Below are 17,113 nucleotides of genomic sequence, written 5' to 3'. Positions count from 1 at the left end.
AGACGCGATGGGGATCGAGTTTCTCGAGTACACCGTCGAGCGCACCGTGGGCCGCATGCCGGTGAAGGGCAATCGGCAGACCGTCGGGTTCTTGCACGGCGGTGCCTACGTGGTGCTCGGGGAGTCCCTCGGGTCGATGGCGGCGAACCTGCACGCGGGCCCCGGCCGCCTAGCAGTCGGTGTCGACGTGAACGCGACCCACACGCGCTCCGCCACCGAGGGCTACGTGACGGGTGTGTGCACACCGATCCACCTCGGCCGCAGCTTAGCGGTGCACGAGATCGTCATCACCGACGACCAGGGCCGCCGCTGCTGCACAGTTCGCATCTCAAACCTGATCAAGGACATGCCCTCGCGGTGACTCCAAAGCGGCTCAATTTGGCACCACAAACCTCAATCGGCTGGTGCCGCTTGGCCCGCGGCGAAGCGGCAAATCGACACCACTCGATGTTAGGCAGCGCGGCGGCGCACCCGGCCCACGGCCAGTGCGGTCAGGATCAGGCCGAGGCCTGACCACACGAACAGCAGCAGGGCCGCACCGCCGGCACCGGCCGAGCCGCTCGCGATCGCCTGGAAGCCAGTCAACGCGGACCCGACCGGGCTCACGTCTCCGATCGTTTCGAGCGGGCCCGGTACCGTTGACACGACACCAACCGCAAACGCCACCACGAGCAGCGCGAAGGCAATAAACCGCCCGAAACCGCCGAGCAGGGCTGAGGCTCCCTGGATGACCAGCGCAAAAGCGACACCCGCCAGCACAGCAAAGCCGAAGAACTCGGTGGCCTGACTGACGTCGTAACCAAGCGCCGCCGGCAAAATCACGCCAGCGATCGCCCCCTGCACTGCCCCGATAACGAGCGCCGGAAGCGCGCTGCGCATGGTGATGTAACCGATGCCACGCGCCGCATCTCGTGTGCGCCGCCACAGCGGTGCGAGCACAAGGAAGCTCGCGAGTGCACCCGCCCAGAGCGCAATGCCCGCAAAGAGCGGCGCACCAGAGGATGCGAAGATCTCGTCGCTGCCACCGCGGGTTTCAACCGGGGTCACTGCCTTCTCCGAGAGCGTCTCGCGCTCTGACTTTGTGTAGTTCGGGATCCCCGTCACTGCCTCGTCGAGCCCCTTCGAGAGGTCCTTCGCGCCGTCAGCGGACTTCGTCACGCCGTCGGCGAGTTTCGTGGCGCCGTCGGCGAGGTCGGGAGCGTTCTCGGCGAGAGCACTCGCACCGGTCGAGAGTTGGGATGTACCGGTTGCGAGGTTTGTAGCTCCCGCTGATACTTCAGTGCCTTTTGCAGCAAACTCACTGAGACCGGAGCCGAACGCGGTGAGCCCGGCATTCAGTTGGTCGAGCTGCGCATTTGGATCGACACTGGGGTCGGCGCTTGAGCCAGCGATGGTGTTTTGGAAGGTTTCCTGTGCTGTGGCGAGGCTCTGTAATCCGGTCTGCGTTGTCGCCAGGCCACCTCCAATTTCAGTGCCACGCCCACTGACGGTCGCAAGCATGCCGTCACAGAATGCCTTGGAGGCCCCCGAGGCCAGGCAATTTGGATACAGCGTTTTCAGATCCTCACCGAGCCCCAACGCACCAGCACCGGCGGCCGTAAGACCCGAGGTGACCTGGCCCTGCGGCTCCGCCGACTCCGCACTGAGTGTTCCAAGCGCCCCAATCATCGTTTTCAACTGGGTTACAGCGGCGCTCGCCCCCTGAGCGAGCGGCTGATAATTCGCAGAAAGCTCAGACGCCCCGGCCGTGTATTGACTCACCCCAGTAGCCAGCTGCCCGGCTCCGGTCGAAAGCTCCGAAGCCCCACTCGACAGCTGCTGCGCCCCATCAGAAAGTTGCGTAGTCCCGTCCGCCAACTGGTCAGCGCCCTCCGAGAGCTGAGTACCACCGTCGGCAAGCTTCGTCGCACCGTCAGCGGCCTTACCGATCCCGCTGTGCAGCTCGTTCATGCCAACAAATACGTTGCCGACGAACTGCGCACCCAGCTGCTGATTCAGCACCGAGGTTGCCGTCTGGGTCACGATGCCTGAGAGTGCCGTGTCGATCAGCCTGCCCTGGTCGCTCTCCGCAATATCAATGTAGGCCGTCTTCGCCTTTTCAGGACCCTCAGAAAGTGAGGTAGCCGCAGCCGAGAAGTTCTTGGGAATCGTAATGACCGTCGTGTAGCGACCGTCTTTCAGACCCTTTTTGGCGTCATCTTCGTCCGTCAGCTGCCACGTGAAGTTTGTATCGGTGTCGCCACCAATCAACTCACCCGCGAGCACACGCCCGAGCGGCACAGTCTGTCCATTAACCTCAACCGGCTTGTCGTTGTTCACGACGGCCGCGGTCACATTATCGAGGCGCTCGGTGGGGTTCCAGAGACCCCACAGCAGGATCCCGGCCACGGTCAGCGGCACCAGCACAATCCCAAGAATCGTCGTCCAGCTGACGGGTTTTGTGCCCTTGAGCCTGGTGAGTGGGAGCGTCATGCGAGCTCTCCTTCTGCGGTTGATGCGGTGTAAGCAAGCGCGGGATGCTGCGAACTGCTGCGCTCCCGCAGTACAACAGCGGCGGGCAGGATCCGCTCGGCCAAACTGCGTTCCCGAGCACGATGAGTGTGAGTGGTAGTGCGGCTCCGCGATCCGCCTCGACCAACCTTGCGGCGAGCGCGGAGTGCATGGCGTCGATCCGCTCGAGCGGAATGGGCGCTTCTGCCGCTGCCCGCAGGTCAAGCAGCACAACTGAGGCGCGATCCTGCAGGGCATCACGCAGCGACTCAAGGCTGGCCCACGCCGACCGAGTGCGCAGCGACGAAGCGCGTTCCGGCAAGAGCAGCCCGTTGACCTTGAGTGTTCCCGCAACAATGGTGCCGCGCCCGGTGAGCAACCGAGCGAGTGGCAGGGCCGCCGGATCACGCGGATCAAGGACCAGTGTCTCACCGTGTGCGACGCGTAAACGATCCACCTGAATGTGGCCAGGCAGCAGCAGCCGTTCGGCCGCAATCGCGGCATCCGGCATGTCCTCGGGCCAGCCGGCGTGTTCAAGCTCGCGCGCAAGGCCTTCGCCTTCTACGTCAAACGAGGGGAGAATCTTCGACAGCCAGCGCGGCATCTGCCAGGCGCGATCACCGAGCAGCGCGAGCACGGCTGGCACGAGGGTCATGCGCACAATGAAGGCGTCAACGAACACACCCACCGCGAGCCCCAGCGCAATCACCTTGATGCTCGGGTCACCCTCGGGCACAAACGCGGCGAACACGGCGAACATGATCAGTGCCGCAGCCGTCACCACCTTCGCGCTGCCAACAAACCCGTTGCGGATCGCACTCTGCGCGTCGGCGTGGTGATCTTTCTTGCCGTGCACGTACTCCTCGCGAATGCGCGAGACAAGAAACACCTCGTAGTCCATCGCCAGGCCAAACAGCACACCCATCAAAATGATCGGCATAAAGCTCAGGACCGGCCCGGTCGAACTGACATTGAGCAAGTTCGAGAACCAGCCCCACTGGAAGACAGCCACGACTGCACCGAACGCCACTCCAACCGAGAGCAGAAAACCGAGTGTCGCCTTGATCGGCACCCACACAGAGCGGAACACCATCGCGAGCAGCACAAGCGAAAGACCGACAACAAGAATGCCAAACGGCAGCAGCGCGTTCATGAGCAGTGCGGAGACATCAATCGCGACCGCGGTGAAGCCGGTCACGGCAAGGCTGACACCGTACTTCTTCTCCCAGGTGTCATGCATGTCGCGCAGCTTGTGCACAAGCTCGGTGGTGCTCTCCGCGTGCGGCCCGTGCTCGGGGATCACCTGAATAATGCCCGTGTCGGCACCACGGTTCGGGGTCGAGAGTGGCACCTCCGCAACACCGGGAACCTTCCGCACTTCATCGGCGAGATCCTCCATGAGGCCCAGCGGATCGGTGCTCCTAATGATCGAACCGGTCAGCAGCAGCGGACCGTTGTAACCCTCACCGAAGTGCTCTCCCGTGAGTTCGTAAGTGACGCGGGCAGGATCGTCGGCGCTGAGCGACGTAGCGTTCGGCAGAGCAAGACGCAGCTGGGCTGCCGGAACGGCAGCGATCCCGAGCAGCACGAGCACAGTAAGAATGGTGACGACCGGCTTCTTCGTAACGGTGCGCACCCAGCCCCCGAAGAAACGATCGGCGCGGGAGGGTGTGTGCGAAGCGAGACCGTCGGCGGACTCAGGGTTGCGAGACACAGCATCCTCGCGGGACTCCGCTTCGTGTAGCTCGGGATCACCTGCCACCAAGGCACGGCGCTGTCTCTTCGGCAGAATCCGCAGGCCGACCATCGCCATAATGGCGGGGGTTAGCGTCACCGCAATCAGCACGGCGATAGCAACCGCGGCGGCGGCCGCAATCCCGAGTGAGGTGAGGAACGGAATACCGGCAACCGACAAGCCAACAAGGGCGATAATCACTGTGAGGCCCGCAAACACCACGGCGGAACCCGAGGTAGCAGTCGCTCGGGCGATCGAGTCTTCAACGCTGAGACCAGCACGAAGTTGCTCTTGGTGGCGACTGACAATAAAGAGCGTGTAGTCGATGCCAACTGCGAGGCCCAGCATGAGGGCAAGCATGGGCGTGGTCGAGGTGAGATCCACAAAAGCGGTCACGAAGAAGAGCCCCGCGATCGAAACCCCGACGCCGAGCATGGCGATGATCAGCGGCATACCAGCGGCGATGAGCGAGCCGAGTGTGAGGATCAGCACCACAAAAGCGATGACCACACCGACACCTTCGGTCGGGCTGATACCCGGCACCGATGTGGAGAACGCCTCGCCGCCATAGGAGACCTGGGCGCCCGAGGGCAGCTGCTCCCGAATCTCTTCGGTCACTTTTTTGAGGCCGTCGATGGTCGAATCTTTGACGGTACTGACCTCACCCTCGATCTGCACCGTGACGAGCACTGCCTGACCGTCCCGCGACAGGCCACCACTTGCTTGCTCGCTAAACGGGGTCTGCACGGCGGTGACCGCGGTAACGTCTTCGAGGTCTTTTGCAGCAGCATCGATGATGCCCTTGTAGGGCTCGGCGTCGACACGCTTACCCTCGGGCGCGACCACAATGATCGTGGCGCTCGTGCCGCTCACCTCAGGGAAGGTGAGGCCGAGCTGTGTGATGGCGTCCTGCGACTCGGTGCCAGGAATCGAGATAGGCGCGTTCGCCCCCTGCCCAAACAACGCCGCCCCTGTGCCAAGTAGCGCAAGCAGCGCGATCCAGATAATCAGAACGAGCGTTCTTGCACGCGTCGCCCATCGTCCCAGGGCGTAAAGAAGCGTGGACATACTGGCCTTCCAGTGGCGTAAATGTTCGGGTCTTGAGGGACTGCTCGGTGGTGCGTGGGTGAGCAGGCACTGCTTGTTTTCGACGATCAAAAGGTTCTAAATATCTCGATACACGAGTGTATCCGTTTTCGATACATAAATGTATCCACTCTTAGCTTCGAAGTAGCTGAGTGTGCGATGATGTTGCACATGATCGCTGATTCTGAGGCCCCAGGCGCACCCGCGAGCGCGGCACCCGCCGGTGGTCTGAGCGCCGCCCCGAGGCAGCACCCAGCGCTCGACGCCAAGAAACCAGGGCCCGTCTGCTTGATGCCGCAGCGGAGGTGTTCACCGAGGCGGGCTTGCAGGGGCTTCGGTAGAGAGTGTCTGCAGCCGCGCGGGGTTCACACGCGGGGCGTTTTACTCAAACTTTTCCAGCAAAGAGGAATTATTTCTTGCGCTGCTTGATCGCGAGTACGAGCAGCGCACGCAGTTCTTGCAGGAGCGCGCCGCCGAGCTGATCCCGCTCCTTTCGCGCCGCGATTGTCTCCTCACTCCCGAAGACACGGCGGAGTATGTCACCGAATTCTTCGCCCCAACCGGGTTGGAATCGACGTGGTTCGCGCTCGAGACAGAGTTCATGCTGCTTGCCATGCGCGAGCCAACGAGCTCGCTCAGCCTCGCTGACTTTATTGTCCGCTCCCGCCTTGATCTCGAAGAGCTTGTGGAGGGCATCTTGCACGCCGCCGGTCGCCGCTTTACGATCCCGGTTGATCGCGCGATGCCGATCCTTGGCGGCGTGTACGAACGCGCCTTCCGCATCACTGCGCTCGCAGGCCCGGATGCCCCCGAGGGGCTAAACGAGCTCGGAAGCCGGATCGCGGAACTGCTGTTCGCGATCACGGAGGACGAAGGGTAGGGCACTTCCAACCGCCAATCGTGGCGCTCCCCATCGAGAACCACGCTCCTCCGCGAGCAATAAGCGCCCCGCGAGCTTCCAGCCCCAGCAACACCCCCGGCGATAAGCACCACACGAGCGCCCAGGTCACCGACGAGTGACCAGGTTTCCAACACGCTGGCAAGGGGGCCTCTCGTCGCTGAGGCGTGCACTCGTGGACCAGCGCACAACCGCAGCACCGCACTCCACGCACAGCATCCAAATCTCGACCGCTAAGATCGAAGCGTGCTGCTTTCTGATCGCGACATCAATGCTGAACTCGACTCCGGGCGCATCGGCCTCTCTCCCAGCGAGGCTTCGATGGTGCAACCCTCGAGCGTCGACGTGCGCCTCGACCGCTACTTCCGGCTCTTCGACAATCACAAGTACGCGGTCATTGACCCCTCCGAGGATCAGCCCGAACTGACCCGTCTCATCGAGGTGGACCCCGCCGAGGGCTTCATCTTGCACCCCGGCGAGTTTGTACTCGGCTCTACCTACGAACAAGTCAGCCTGCCCGACGACGTCGCCGCGCGCCTCGAGGGCAAGAGCTCGCTCGGTCGCCTCGGCCTGCTCACGCACTCAACTGCTGGGTTCATCGATCCCGGCTTTGAGGGCCACGTCACGCTCGAACTCTCGAACGTTGCGACCCTGCCGATTCGTTTGTGGCCAGGCATGAAGATTGGCCAACTGTGTTTCTTCCGGCTGAGCTCTCCGGCGGAGCGCCCCTACGGATCGGGAGCCACCTTCTCACGCTACAAGGGACAGCGCGGCCCCACGGCCTCACGATCACACCTCAATTTTCACCGCGCAGACGTGACGGGCACTGACGCTGGCCACACCGGGGGCTAGCCCTCAGTAGTAGCCCGCTCATACCCTGCGAGCAGTATCCGCTCCGCGAGCAACAGATAGTCGCGCAGTGCGGCAGAGGCCTTTTCGGTTGACCCTGCCTCAAGCAGCTCGAGGATCGCCTCATTACGTTCCAGGAAGGGCGCGTGCAAGTAGGCGGGATCGTCGATCAGACCGAACGCGAGCCGCAATTCTGAGGTCAGCTGGGCATACATGCGGTTGAGTCTGGCGCTATCCGCGAGTTCGAAGATGGCACGGTGAAACTCGATGTTCGCGGTCGCAATGCGGGACCAGTCGTCGTGATCCTGAGCTTCGAGAGCAGCCTCAACCGCGCGCCGCATGCGAGCAATCGCCGGGTGTCGCGGCATCGCCTCAGTAACGGCCTGACACTCAACGAGGCGACGCACACGGTAGATATCGATGATGGTGTTTATGTTCGGGATCGCCACGCACGCCCCGCGGTTCGGGATCTGTGTGATCAGCCCCTCCTCGCTCAGCGCACGGAACGCCTCACGCAGCGTGTTGCGCGAAACGCCGAGGGACTCAGCGAGTTTAGCCTCGGGCACTCGCTCACCGGGAGCAAGCTCACCACGAGCGATGCGGGAACGAATCTCGGAAGCCGCATCGAGCGCGCGCGAGCGTGTACCGGCTTCGCTACCAACCTCGACTTTCACGGTGGAACCAACCATGAGTGCAGTGTAACAAGCACCTGTATTTGTTGAAAGAAAGAGTTTTAATTGTTCAACAATCATGTATGCTGAACGGACGCTAGATATCCGGCGCAACGGTGCGAGAGGAACCCGAATGAGCGAACAGATTTCATCCGAGAAGGAACGCGAGAGAGAAGTGACCGTTCCGGGACCGGCGACCGTGGCCAGCGGTACAGTGGGTTTCGTAAAATCGCGCCGAGCGTCGTTGCTCGGCGCAATCTTCATGATGGCGACCTCGGCGATCGGCCCGGGCTTCATCACGCAGACAGCCACTTTCACCGCCTCGTTGGGTGCCGCATTTGCGTTCGGCATCCTGGTGTCTATTGTGATCGACTTCATCGTTCAGGCAAACATCTGGCAGATCATTATTCTCTCGGGCAAGCGTGCTGCCGAGCTTGCAAACGCCGCGATCCCGTTCAGCGGTTTTGTGCTCTCGGTGCTGGTTGTTGCCGGTGGCCTCGTATTTAACATCGGCAACATTGCGGGGGCAGGCCTCGGACTCAATGCAATGCTCGGTATCGATGCCAAAATCGGCGGCGCAATCAGCGCCCTGCTTGCCGTAGGCATCTTCCTGTCGCGTCGCGCGGGTATCTTGATGGATCGTGCACTGATCGTGTTCGGTCTACTCATGATCCTGCTGACCGTCATTGTCGCCATCATCGCAAACCCACCCGTCGGCGACGCACTACGCCAGACGGTTCTCCCCGACACCATCGACTTCGCAGCGATCACCACCATCGTTGGCGGCACCGTTGGCGGGTACATCACCTATGCGGGCGCGCACAAGTTGCTCGATTCAGGGGCAGCAGGCCCCGAACACATTAAACAGGTCACCAACTCCGCGTTCATGGGCATCGCGGTGACCGGGATCATGCGCTACGTGCTCTTCCTCGCGTTTCTCGGCGTCACCGCGAGCGGTGTCATTCTCGATGTCACGGCGAATCCAGCCGCGCAAGCATTTGAGTCTGCCGCAGGAGAGTGGGGCATGCGGGCATTTGGCATGGTCCTGTGGGCCGCCGCTATTTCAAGCGTGATCGGCGCTGCCTTCACCTCCGTCTCGTTCATGACGGTGTTCAGCAGCAAACTCGATCAGCGCCGCCGAGGCTGGGCGACGATCGCATTCATTCTGGTCGGCGTGACCGCCTACCTCATCATGGGAACAACCCCTGTCGCACTGCTGGTGTTCGCGGGTGGCTTTAACGGACTCATTTTGCCCATTGGCTTCACGGTATTTATGTATATTGCTTGGTTCCGCAAGGACCTGCTGGGGGCCGTCGCATCAAGTCTTGGCTGCTGTGGCTGGGCACCCTCGCGACGGCACTGACCTGGTACATGGGTGTGGTGTCTTTCAGCAAGATCTTCGAGTTTCTCGCCGCGTGATTGTCGGTGGTTACCGCAACACTTGAACCCAGGAGGACACAATGCGCATTGACCTGAACAGCGACCTCGGCGAGCACTTCGGCTCGTGGAGCATGGGTGACGACGAAAGCATGCTTGAGATCGTTACGAGTGCAAACGTCGCCTGCGGCTTCCACGCGGGTGATCCGCGCTCGATCCTCAGCACGCTTCGTGCCGCAGCCGCGCGTGGAGTCGCCGTGGGTGCCCACATCGCCTACCCCGACCTCGTCGGCTTCGGACGCCGCCCTATGTCTCTTGCTCCCGCTGAGCTTGAAGCCGACATCATTTATCAGATCGGCGCGCTGCAGGCCCTCGCTAGGGTCGCTGGCACCGAAGTGCGCTACGTCAAACCGCACGGCGCGCTCTACAACAGCATCGCGTTCAATGAGGCCGAAGCCGACACTGTTATTCGCGCGATTCGATCTGTTGACCCCGAGCTGGCGCTCGTGTGCCTTGCCGCTTCGCCACTCGTGGAGCAGTCGGAGGCAGCGGGCACGCGTACGATCCCCGAGGCCTTCGCGGATCGCGCCTACGAACCCAACGGGGCGCTCGTCTCTCGGCGGGAGCCCGATGCGGTGCTGCACGATCCTGTGTCCGTCGCCGAACGCATGCTGCGCCTCGTGCAAACCGGCGCCATCACGGCCCGTGATGGCAGCGAGGTCGCCGTGCGTGCCGAGTCGATTTGCGTTCACGGAGACAGTCCTGCTGCCGTCGATCTGGCGCGGGCAGTGCGAGCTTCGCTGCTTGGGGCTGGCATAGAGCTGTCGAGTGTTATGGAGCCCGTATGAGCGACGGGCTTCGAATCCTACCCGCCGGGTCGGCGGCAATGCTCATCGAGTGCGGCACCCTTGACCGCGCGCTGCAGGTGTTCGCCTCGCTGATCGCGGCTCGAGAGCACGGTGAGCTTGACGTCGCCGAGTTAGTGCCAGCGGCGGAGACCGTGCTGGTGATTGGTGGTGAGGCCAGGGATCCGCTCACGCTTAATGCGAAATTGCGCGACCTACTAGCGAGTTCAGGATCGGCGAGCGCGCGGACAACGTCTGGCGCAGAAACAGTGATTCCGGTTTTCTACCGGGGTGAAGATCTCAACGAGGTCGCTATCCTCACCGGCATGAGTCCCGAGCAGGTGGTAGAGCGTCACACGGCTGCCAATTACACGGTCGCGTTCACCGGCTTCGCGCCCGGCTTCGCCTACCTCTCAGGCGGTGATCCACTGCTTGAGGTGCCACGCCGAGCGACCCCGCGACCGCGTATATTGCCCGGTTCGGTCGGCCTCGCGGGTCGCTTCTCGGGTGTGTATCCCAGAGAGAGTCCCGGCGGCTGGCAGATTATTGGACACACAGATCACCCGATGTGGGATCTCGACCGCGCGCAGCCCGCGGCCCTGCTCGCGGGTGAACGCGTGCGGTTTGTATCGCAGCGGGAGCGAGTTATTGCCTCAGGTGCAGGTACGTCTCATAATGCTCCTGTTGAAGGCCTCGTCTCCGAGCCAGCCGGCCTGAAACCCAACCCGCAGACGCCTTCTCCTGCCCTCATGGTTATTGACGCAGGCTTGCAAACCCTCATCGAAGATGCCGGTCGCAAAGGCGTAGCCGGAATGGGAGTCGGCCAGTCAGGCACGAGTGTTCGCCACGCATATCATCAGGCCAATCGCCTCGTCGGTAATCAACCGGGTGCCGCCACACTCGAACTGAGCCACGGCGGGTTTGCGGTCGATGCCATTGACACAGTCGTGCTGGCTCTCACTGGAGCCCCCGCGAGGCACACATCACCGGCCCCTTCGGCACACGCACCGTGTCGATAGGCCACGCCTTCCGTCTGAGCATCGGCGAGCGACTTACCCTCGGTGCACCTAAAACGGGTCTGCGCTCGGTTCTCGCGCTGCGTGGCGGGGTTGCCGCAGCCCCCGTGCTCGGCAGCCGGTCATATGACACCCTCGCCAGGCTCGGTCCTGCACCCCTCGCGGCGGGCGACACAGTCGACACCGCGGGCACTGCCGTACTGCCAGTCGGGATGCCGGAGGCGTCCGACGCGAAACTCCCCATCGTGGGTGAGGAGACAACGCTGCGGGTGATCCTCGGCCCGCGCGAAAACTGGTTTGATGCGGCAAGCCTCGCTCAATTCGCCGAGCAGAGCTGGGAGGTAGCCTCATCCAGTGACCGCGTTGGCGTGCGCTTTGGCGGCGAAGCACTCACTCGGTCCCCGAGTTTGTCGGCAGGGAATTGCCGAGCGAGGGTGTGGTGCTCGGCGCGATCCAGATCCCGCCTGACGGACAACCCGTACTCTTCCTCGCCGACCGTCCCCTCACCGGCGGGTACCCGGTAATCGCGGTCGTTCACAGTGACGACCTTGAGCTCGCCGCACAACTCGCACCGGGGTGCCGAGTTCATTTTGAACCGTTTCGAGACGGCACTGCTCCGAGAGCGGCAGCGCCCAACGCTTCCAAGATTGATCAGGAGAATCCCTCATGACCGCGACACCAACTGAAACAAAACCCCTCACGAAAGTGCTGATCGCGAACCGCGGCGAGATCGCAGTGCGCGTGATTCGAGCGGCGCGCGAGGCCGGGATCGGCAGCGTTGCCGTGTATGCAGACGCCGACGCAGACGCGTTACACGTGAGGCTCGCCGACGAGGCCTATGCGCTGGGCGGCGTGACGACAGGCGAGACCTATCTCAACATCACGAAGCTGATTGAGGTGGCGCAGCGGTCCGGGGCCGACGCCGTTCACCCCGGCTACGGCTTCCTCTCTGAGCGCGCCGACTTCGCGGCCGCCGTGCTTGACGGGGGTCTCACCTGGATCGGGCCGGATCCCGCAACCATCGAGGCGCTCGGCGACAAGGCCCGCGCCCGCGCACTCGCGCAGCAGGTCGGAGCTCCCCTCGTTCCTGGCACTCCGGGTCCGGTCGTAAACGCCGATGAGGTGATCGCGTTCGCCGACAACTTCGGCTTGCCCCTCGTCATCAAGGCCGTGTACGGCGGCGGCGGCCGCGGCATGCGCGTGGTTCGGCGTCGCGATGAGATCCGTGAGGCCTACGAATCTGCGGTGCGCGAGGCCGAGCTCGCATTTGGTCAGGGCGATTGCCTAGTTGAGCGCTTTCTCGTTCGTCCCCGCCACATCGAAGCGCAGGTGCTCGGCGATCGTCACGGCCGAGTTGCCGTGCTCGGCACCAGGGATTGCTCACTGCAGCGCCGCAACCAGAAGCTGGTCGAAGAGGCGCCCGCGCCGTTTCTCGATGACGCACTTCGCGAACGGATTCACCAGGCTGCAGCCGATGTGTGCGCCGCCGCGGGTTACGTCAGCGCGGGCACGGTCGAGTTTCTGCTCGGCGAAGATGGCACACTGTCATTTCTTGAGGTGAACACGCGCCTGCAGGTGGAGCACCCCGTCACCGAGCAGGTCACGGGAATCGACCTCGTGCAGGAGCAGTTCCGCATCGCGGCAGGCGAACCGATGAGTGTGCCCAACAAGATTCCGAGCTTCGGTCACTCGATCGAGTTTCGCATTAACGCTGAGGATCCCGGTCTCGGCTACCTACCAACCCCCGGCACAATCGACCGCTACGAAGTACCCGGCGGGCAAGGGGTGCGCGTTGACTCGGGCGTGTACGCAGGGTACGCGGTGCCAGGCAGCTTCGACTCGATGCTCGCCAAGCTCATCATTTGGGGGAAGGATCGCGAGCAGGCTCTCGCCCGCGCCCGACGCGCGCTCGAAGAGTTTCAGATCGAGGGTGTCGCGACAGTGTTGCCCTTTGATCGCTACGTGGTGACCGACCCAGCGTTTACCGCTGCCTCCGGCAAGTTTGAGGTGCACACCCGCTGGATCGAGGAGGAGTGCACAGCCACCTTCGAGCCAGCTGCTGCCGTTGCTGCACCCGCTGCGCCGCGGCTCACCCGGATGCCCCTTGAGATTGATGGGCGGCTCGTCGAGATCGGCCTGCCCGAGGCGCTGCTGTCGCGGCTTGCAAGTGGTGGGGGGCAGGGCCAGGGCGCAGGTTTCGGTGCCGACACTGAACCTGGTGCCGACACCGCCCCTGAACACAACCCCAACGCACTACTCGCCCCCTTCGCGGGCACCCTCAGTGCGTGGAAGATTTCTGCAGGAGCACACGTCACCGAGGGCGACACCGTCGCGGTGATCGAGGCCATGAAAATGGAGGTTCCGGTGAAGGCTCTGCGATCCGGAACCCTGCGCCTCAGCGTTGAAGCCGGCAACAGCGTCTCGGCAGGTGCCGAGATCGGGCTGATCGAAGACTAACCCTGGCCAGACCTGGTTTACCCCGCCGGCTATACGCCCACGGTGCCGCGCATCCGCATCGAGAGCTCACTTTTACATGTTTTCTGTCAAAAATCATGTAAAAGTGAGCTCTCGGCGAAGAGGCCCGCTCCCTACCGGCGCGCGTCCGCCCGCTCATCGCGCGCAGCCTGCTTCTCAAGCATCTCGTTATAGGCGTGCAGTTCGGCCTCGCCCGAGCGATCCGCCGCACGATCCTTGCGCTTCTGCACCTTCGTGTCGTCGCGCGACCACTGCACCGCCACGATGAGCGCAAGCGCAAGCGTCGGCAGCTCGCCGATACCCCAGGCGATACCTCCGCCGAGGGACTGGTCTTCGAGTGGGGTCGCACCCCAAGTGCGTCCCATCGCTCCGAACCAGTCGGCGAGCATCAGCGAGTCACCGGTCATCATGGTCACACCGAAGAAGGCGTGAGAGGCCATCGTTGCAAACAGCGTGACAAGACGCAGCGGGTATGGAAAGCGGTAAGGAACGGGATCGATCCCGATCATCGACAGGGCAAAGAGGTAGCCGCCGATCAAGAAGTGGATGATCATCCACTGGTGCCCCAGATGCTCCGACATCGCCCAGCGGAAGATCGGTGTGAAGTAGAACACCCAGAGTGACCCGACGAACACCACCGCGGCAACCGCGGGGTGTGTGATGACCTTCGAGTACGGAGTCTGCACCATCCACAGCACCCACTCGCGCCCGCCCCACGAGCCGTCGTTGCGCTTCTCGGTCGCGCGCAGCAGCAGCGTGATGGGTGCGCCAAGCACCAGGGCGATCGGGATCACCATCGCCAACATCATGTGGCCCAGCATGTGCACGCTGAACAGGTACTGCTCGTAGAGGTTGAAGGGACCGTTGGTCGTGTAGAACAGGGCCGCCAGTCCGAGTGTCCAGGCGATGGTGCGGCCGATAGGCCAGCGATCCCCGCGCCGCTTAAGTCGGATCACCGCGCCGACATACAGTGCCAGGCCAAAGGCGCAGACAAGCAACCAGGCAAGATCGAACTTCCACCCGGTGATATAGCTCATCGGGGTGAGCTCGGGGGGCAGCGGATCACCGGTAAGCCACTGGGCTGCGGTGACCCCACTTCCCTGATCCCGAGCCGGCTCAAACGACACAGGGGTTGCGGTGCGTCCAAGCGCTCCCGCAATGCCGCTCGCAACACCCATCACGGCAAGCTCCGCCACCACAAGCCAGGCAAACACGCGCCCACCATTCGGCGAGGTGGCAATGCGCGGGATCAGCCGCGCGCGTTGGAAAGCACCGAAGGCACCAAGCACAACGAGCGCACCGGCCTTCCACAGCACAAGCTGACCGTACCCGGTGCCGAAGAGGGCATCAAAGTTACCCACACGCAGCCAGGCGCTCACAACACCAGAGGCGGCGACCCCGATGAAGGCAAACAAAGCGAGCGTCGAGTAACGGGCAGTGAGTACGGCGAGGCGCTTGCGATCCACTACCAGCGCAACAAACACGAGAGTCACCAGACCACCAAGCCACACCGCGGCACCGATGAGGTGCACAAGCAGCGAATTCACGGCTTGCGCGTGGCCTGAGGCCCCCGCTGCGTGGCCCTGCTGCGCGAGGGGAAGAGTAGTTGCAAGCGCTGCGACCAGCACGAGGAGTGTCAGTCGGCGACTCCTAATGGCAAACGCCAACACGGTTGTGGCGGCAGCAAGCAAGAGTTCCAGTAACCAGAGCTGGCCCAGCTCAACCTCCGTCACAAACTGAGCGAGACCAGCGCCGAAGGTCGCGTCGCCCGAGAAAGGGAGGCCAGAAACATCAACATAAGTAAAGATGAGTGTCGCGGCACTCGCGACGGTCAAGAGCGCCGCGGATCCCGCAGCGAGATCCATCGCCGTGCGCGTCTCGGGCTTCTCACTCGCGAGGGCCCAAACCGCCATCACAACCGAGCCGATGAGGCCAGCAATCGCGATGTTGACGATGGTTCGAGAGATCGGGATCGCAAAGCGCACAACTTCACCCGGATCAAGCAGAGTGCGCTCCGCCGCGGCTCCACCAATGGCAAGACCAACAAACAGGGCCGCAAGCGCCACCGCAATCAGAACAGCGGGGCAACGATACGCAGATAACGAGGCACCCCTTAAGCCTACGGCCTCGCAGATGTGTGAGCGTCCCGATGGGCGGGGCCGGCCGCGTCCGCTCGTAGGGCACCGATAATCGCTAGGACACCGGAATCTGCCCAATTGCGATGCCCTTGCGATTATCGGTGCCCTACGGGTGAGGGACGGCCCGGGGAACCGGGTGGGGGCAGGCTTGCACGGGGCGAAGCCCACAAACAACAAAGCCCCATAGTGCGAGGCACCGTGGGGCTTTGTAAAAGTCAGTTACTTGACAGCTGCCTTGAGCTTGCTGCCAACCGACACCTTGACGCGCTTGCCAGCGGGGATGTCGATGCTCTCGCCGGTGCGCGGGTTGCGGCCGGTGCGTGCAGCGGTGGTTGCGGTCTCGAAGGAGATCCAGCCCGGGATGGAGACCTTCTCGCCACCGGCGACGGTCTCGGAAACAGCGGCGAAGAGGCCGTCGAGAACGCTGGAAACAGCAGCCTGGCTCTGGCCGGTCTCTGCGGCGATTTTTGCAACGAGCTCAGTCTTGTTGAGTGCCATGTGTTTGTCCTTCCAGGGCAACGAAGCTTTCGTTCGGGCCCCTGATCTGGTTCAGGTTTCCCCTCGATTTGAGAGGTCCGATCGGTTGATCGGTTCGAATCTACCCTACTCTGGCGTGATCTTGCGGATTTTTGAGCAAAATGACGCAACTTTTTGCCGCTTGAGTAGCGAAAACACAAAAGAAGCGGGCGTGGGCTCCGAAGAACCTACGCCCGCTTACAAAATTTCGCTTACGCGAAACGCTGCACTGTATTACCAGCTTGACTTCGTGATGCCTGGCAGCTCACCACGGTGCGCCATGTCGCGGAAGCGAACACGCGAGACACCGTACTTCGACAGGACTCCACGGGGGCGGCCGTCGATGACGTCGCGGTTGCGCACGCGCACTGGCGATGCGTTGCGGGGCAGCTTCTGCAGGCCGACGCGTGCAGCCTCGCGGCTCTCGTCGGTGCCGTTGGGGTCAACGAGTGCCTTCTTCAGCTCGGCGCGCTTCTCGGCGTACCGATCAACGATGGCCTGGCGCTGCTTGTTCTTCGCAATCATGCTTTTCTTTGCCATGATTTAGCGCTCCTCTCGGAATTCAACGTGCTTGCGGACCACCGGATCGTACTTCTTGAGCACGAGACGGTCGGGGGTGTTGCGACGGTTCTTACGGGTCACGTAGGTGAACCCGGTGCCTGCCGTCGAACGAAGCTTGATGATCGGACGTACGTCCTTATCTTTAGCCATTAAATCTTCACCCCACGCTTCTGCAGATCAGCAACGACGGACTCGATGCCACGCGCATCGATAACCTTGATGCCCTTAACCGACAGGGTGAGTGTCACCTTGCGGCCGAGTGAGGGCACGAAGTAGGTCTTCTTCTGGATATTCGGATCGAACCGACGCTTGGTGCGACGGTGCGAGTGTGAAATGTTGTGACCGAAACCGGGAACGGCTCCTGTCACCTGGCACACTGCTGCCATGGTTTTTCCTCTCATACCGTGAGACCGGACGGCCTCACCCAAGATTTCTTGTCTGCGGGAGCCCAAAATC

17 protein-coding genes are annotated in these 17,113 nt (G+C 62.7%); 9 read left to right on the top strand and 8 right to left on the bottom strand.

Going from position 1 to position 17,113, the window contains the following annotated elements:
• The first annotated feature begins 7 nt into the window (after positions 1–7).
• A complete protein-coding gene (locus tag G7066_RS01065; protein WP_205881558.1) occupies positions 8–361 on the top strand; it encodes a hotdog fold thioesterase in 354 nt (117 codons plus the stop codon).
• An 89-nt stretch (positions 362–450) separates the two neighbouring features.
• Here the strand turns inward: G7066_RS01065 and G7066_RS01060 are convergent, their stop codons facing one another.
• Together G7066_RS01060 and G7066_RS01055 are read right to left on the bottom strand one after the other, a co-directional pair.
• Entirely contained in the window at positions 451–2,418 is a 1,968-nt protein-coding gene (locus G7066_RS01060; protein WP_244303426.1) for a YhgE/Pip domain-containing protein, read from the bottom strand.
• Positions 2,336–5,293, bottom strand: a complete 2,958-nt coding sequence (locus tag G7066_RS01055) for an MMPL family transporter (protein WP_244303124.1) — start codon at positions 5,291–5,293, stop codon at positions 2,336–2,338. The genes G7066_RS01060 and G7066_RS01055 overlap by 83 nt, the downstream gene beginning before the upstream one ends.
• Positions 5,294–5,768: 475 nt before the next feature.
• Here G7066_RS01055 and G7066_RS01050 point away from each other — a divergent pair, with 475 nt between their 5' ends.
• Together G7066_RS01050 and dcd are read left to right on the top strand one after the other, a co-directional pair.
• On the top strand, positions 5,769–6,191 hold the full coding sequence (locus tag G7066_RS01050) for a hypothetical protein (protein WP_244303123.1): 423 nt from the start codon (positions 5,769–5,771) through the stop codon (positions 6,189–6,191).
• 264 nt (positions 6,192–6,455) lie between these two features.
• Positions 6,456–7,061: a dCTP deaminase gene (gene dcd / locus G7066_RS01045; protein ID WP_166328382.1), complete on the top strand. Its 606-nt coding sequence runs from the start codon at positions 6,456–6,458 to the stop codon at positions 7,059–7,061.
• On the opposite strand, the gene G7066_RS01040 is transcribed toward dcd, so the two are convergent.
• On the bottom strand, positions 7,058–7,747 hold the full coding sequence (locus G7066_RS01040; protein WP_166328380.1) for a GntR family transcriptional regulator: 690 nt from the start codon (positions 7,745–7,747) through the stop codon (positions 7,058–7,060). The two genes, dcd and G7066_RS01040, sit on opposite strands and share 4 nt — an antisense overlap.
• Positions 7,748–7,862: 115 nt before the next feature.
• Here G7066_RS01040 and G7066_RS01035 point away from each other — a divergent pair, with 115 nt between their 5' ends.
• The 6 genes from G7066_RS01035 to G7066_RS01020 all read left to right on the top strand — a co-directional run bounded on the left by G7066_RS01035 (position 7,863) and on the right by G7066_RS01020 (position 13,424).
• Positions 7,863–9,092, top strand: coding sequence for an NRAMP family divalent metal transporter (locus G7066_RS01035; protein WP_341873826.1), 1,230 nt, complete (start codon positions 7,863–7,865; stop codon positions 9,090–9,092).
• A gap of 97 nt (positions 9,093–9,189) precedes the next feature.
• Entirely contained in the window at positions 9,190–9,954 is a 765-nt protein-coding gene (locus G7066_RS01030; RefSeq protein ID WP_166328378.1) for a LamB/YcsF family protein, read from the top strand.
• Positions 9,951–10,970 carry a 5-oxoprolinase subunit B/C family protein gene (locus tag G7066_RS16750; protein ID WP_205881486.1) on the top strand — a complete coding sequence of 340 codons (1,020 nt, stop codon included), beginning with the start codon at positions 9,951–9,953 and terminating at the stop codon, positions 10,968–10,970. The genes G7066_RS01030 and G7066_RS16750 overlap by 4 nt, the downstream gene beginning before the upstream one ends.
• Complete coding sequence (locus G7066_RS16745) at positions 10,961–11,491, top strand: 5-oxoprolinase subunit C family protein (RefSeq protein WP_205881485.1); 531 nt, start codon at positions 10,961–10,963, stop codon at positions 11,489–11,491. Before G7066_RS16750 ends, G7066_RS16745 begins: the two co-directional genes overlap by 10 nt.
• Positions 11,404–11,637 (top strand): 5-oxoprolinase subunit C family protein, encoded by a 234-nt coding sequence (locus tag G7066_RS17670; RefSeq protein ID WP_425280745.1) that lies wholly within the window; start codon positions 11,404–11,406, stop codon positions 11,635–11,637. Before G7066_RS16745 ends, G7066_RS17670 begins: the two co-directional genes overlap by 88 nt.
• The gene (locus tag G7066_RS01020; RefSeq protein ID WP_166328376.1) at positions 11,634–13,424 is read left to right on the top strand and encodes an ATP-binding protein; all 1,791 of its coding nucleotides are present in this window, start codon (positions 11,634–11,636) and stop codon (positions 13,422–13,424) included. Before G7066_RS17670 ends, G7066_RS01020 begins: the two co-directional genes overlap by 4 nt.
• Positions 13,425–13,555: 131 nt before the next feature.
• Here the strand turns inward: G7066_RS01020 and G7066_RS01015 are convergent, their stop codons facing one another.
• The 5 genes from G7066_RS01015 to rpmB all read right to left on the bottom strand — a co-directional run bounded on the left by G7066_RS01015 (position 13,556) and on the right by rpmB (position 17,043).
• Complete coding sequence (locus G7066_RS01015; protein ID WP_244303121.1) at positions 13,556–15,508, bottom strand: bifunctional copper resistance protein CopD/cytochrome c oxidase assembly protein; 1,953 nt, start codon at positions 15,506–15,508, stop codon at positions 13,556–13,558.
• A gap of 291 nt (positions 15,509–15,799) precedes the next feature.
• Complete coding sequence (locus tag G7066_RS01010; protein WP_166291682.1) at positions 15,800–16,078, bottom strand: HU family DNA-binding protein; 279 nt, start codon at positions 16,076–16,078, stop codon at positions 15,800–15,802.
• Positions 16,079–16,330: 252 nt separating this feature from the next.
• On the bottom strand, positions 16,331–16,636 hold the full coding sequence (gene rpsN, locus G7066_RS01005; protein ID WP_166291680.1) for a 30S ribosomal protein S14: 306 nt from the start codon (positions 16,634–16,636) through the stop codon (positions 16,331–16,333).
• Positions 16,637–16,639: 3 nt separating this feature from the next.
• Entirely contained in the window at positions 16,640–16,807 is a 168-nt protein-coding gene (rpmG, locus tag G7066_RS01000) for a 50S ribosomal protein L33 (RefSeq protein WP_046454849.1), read from the bottom strand.
• Positions 16,807–17,043, bottom strand: a complete 237-nt coding sequence (gene rpmB, locus G7066_RS00995; RefSeq protein ID WP_166291677.1) for a 50S ribosomal protein L28 — start codon at positions 17,041–17,043, stop codon at positions 16,807–16,809. The genes rpmG and rpmB overlap by 1 nt, the downstream gene beginning before the upstream one ends.
• Positions 17,044–17,113: the final 70 nt, after the last annotated feature.

This window comes from Leucobacter coleopterorum (genome assembly GCF_011382985.1).
Classification (GTDB): domain Bacteria; phylum Actinomycetota; class Actinomycetes; order Actinomycetales; family Microbacteriaceae; genus Leucobacter; species Leucobacter coleopterorum.
Note: the sequence above shows the minus strand (reverse complement) of the source record. Positions and strands in the feature narration are given on the sequence as shown.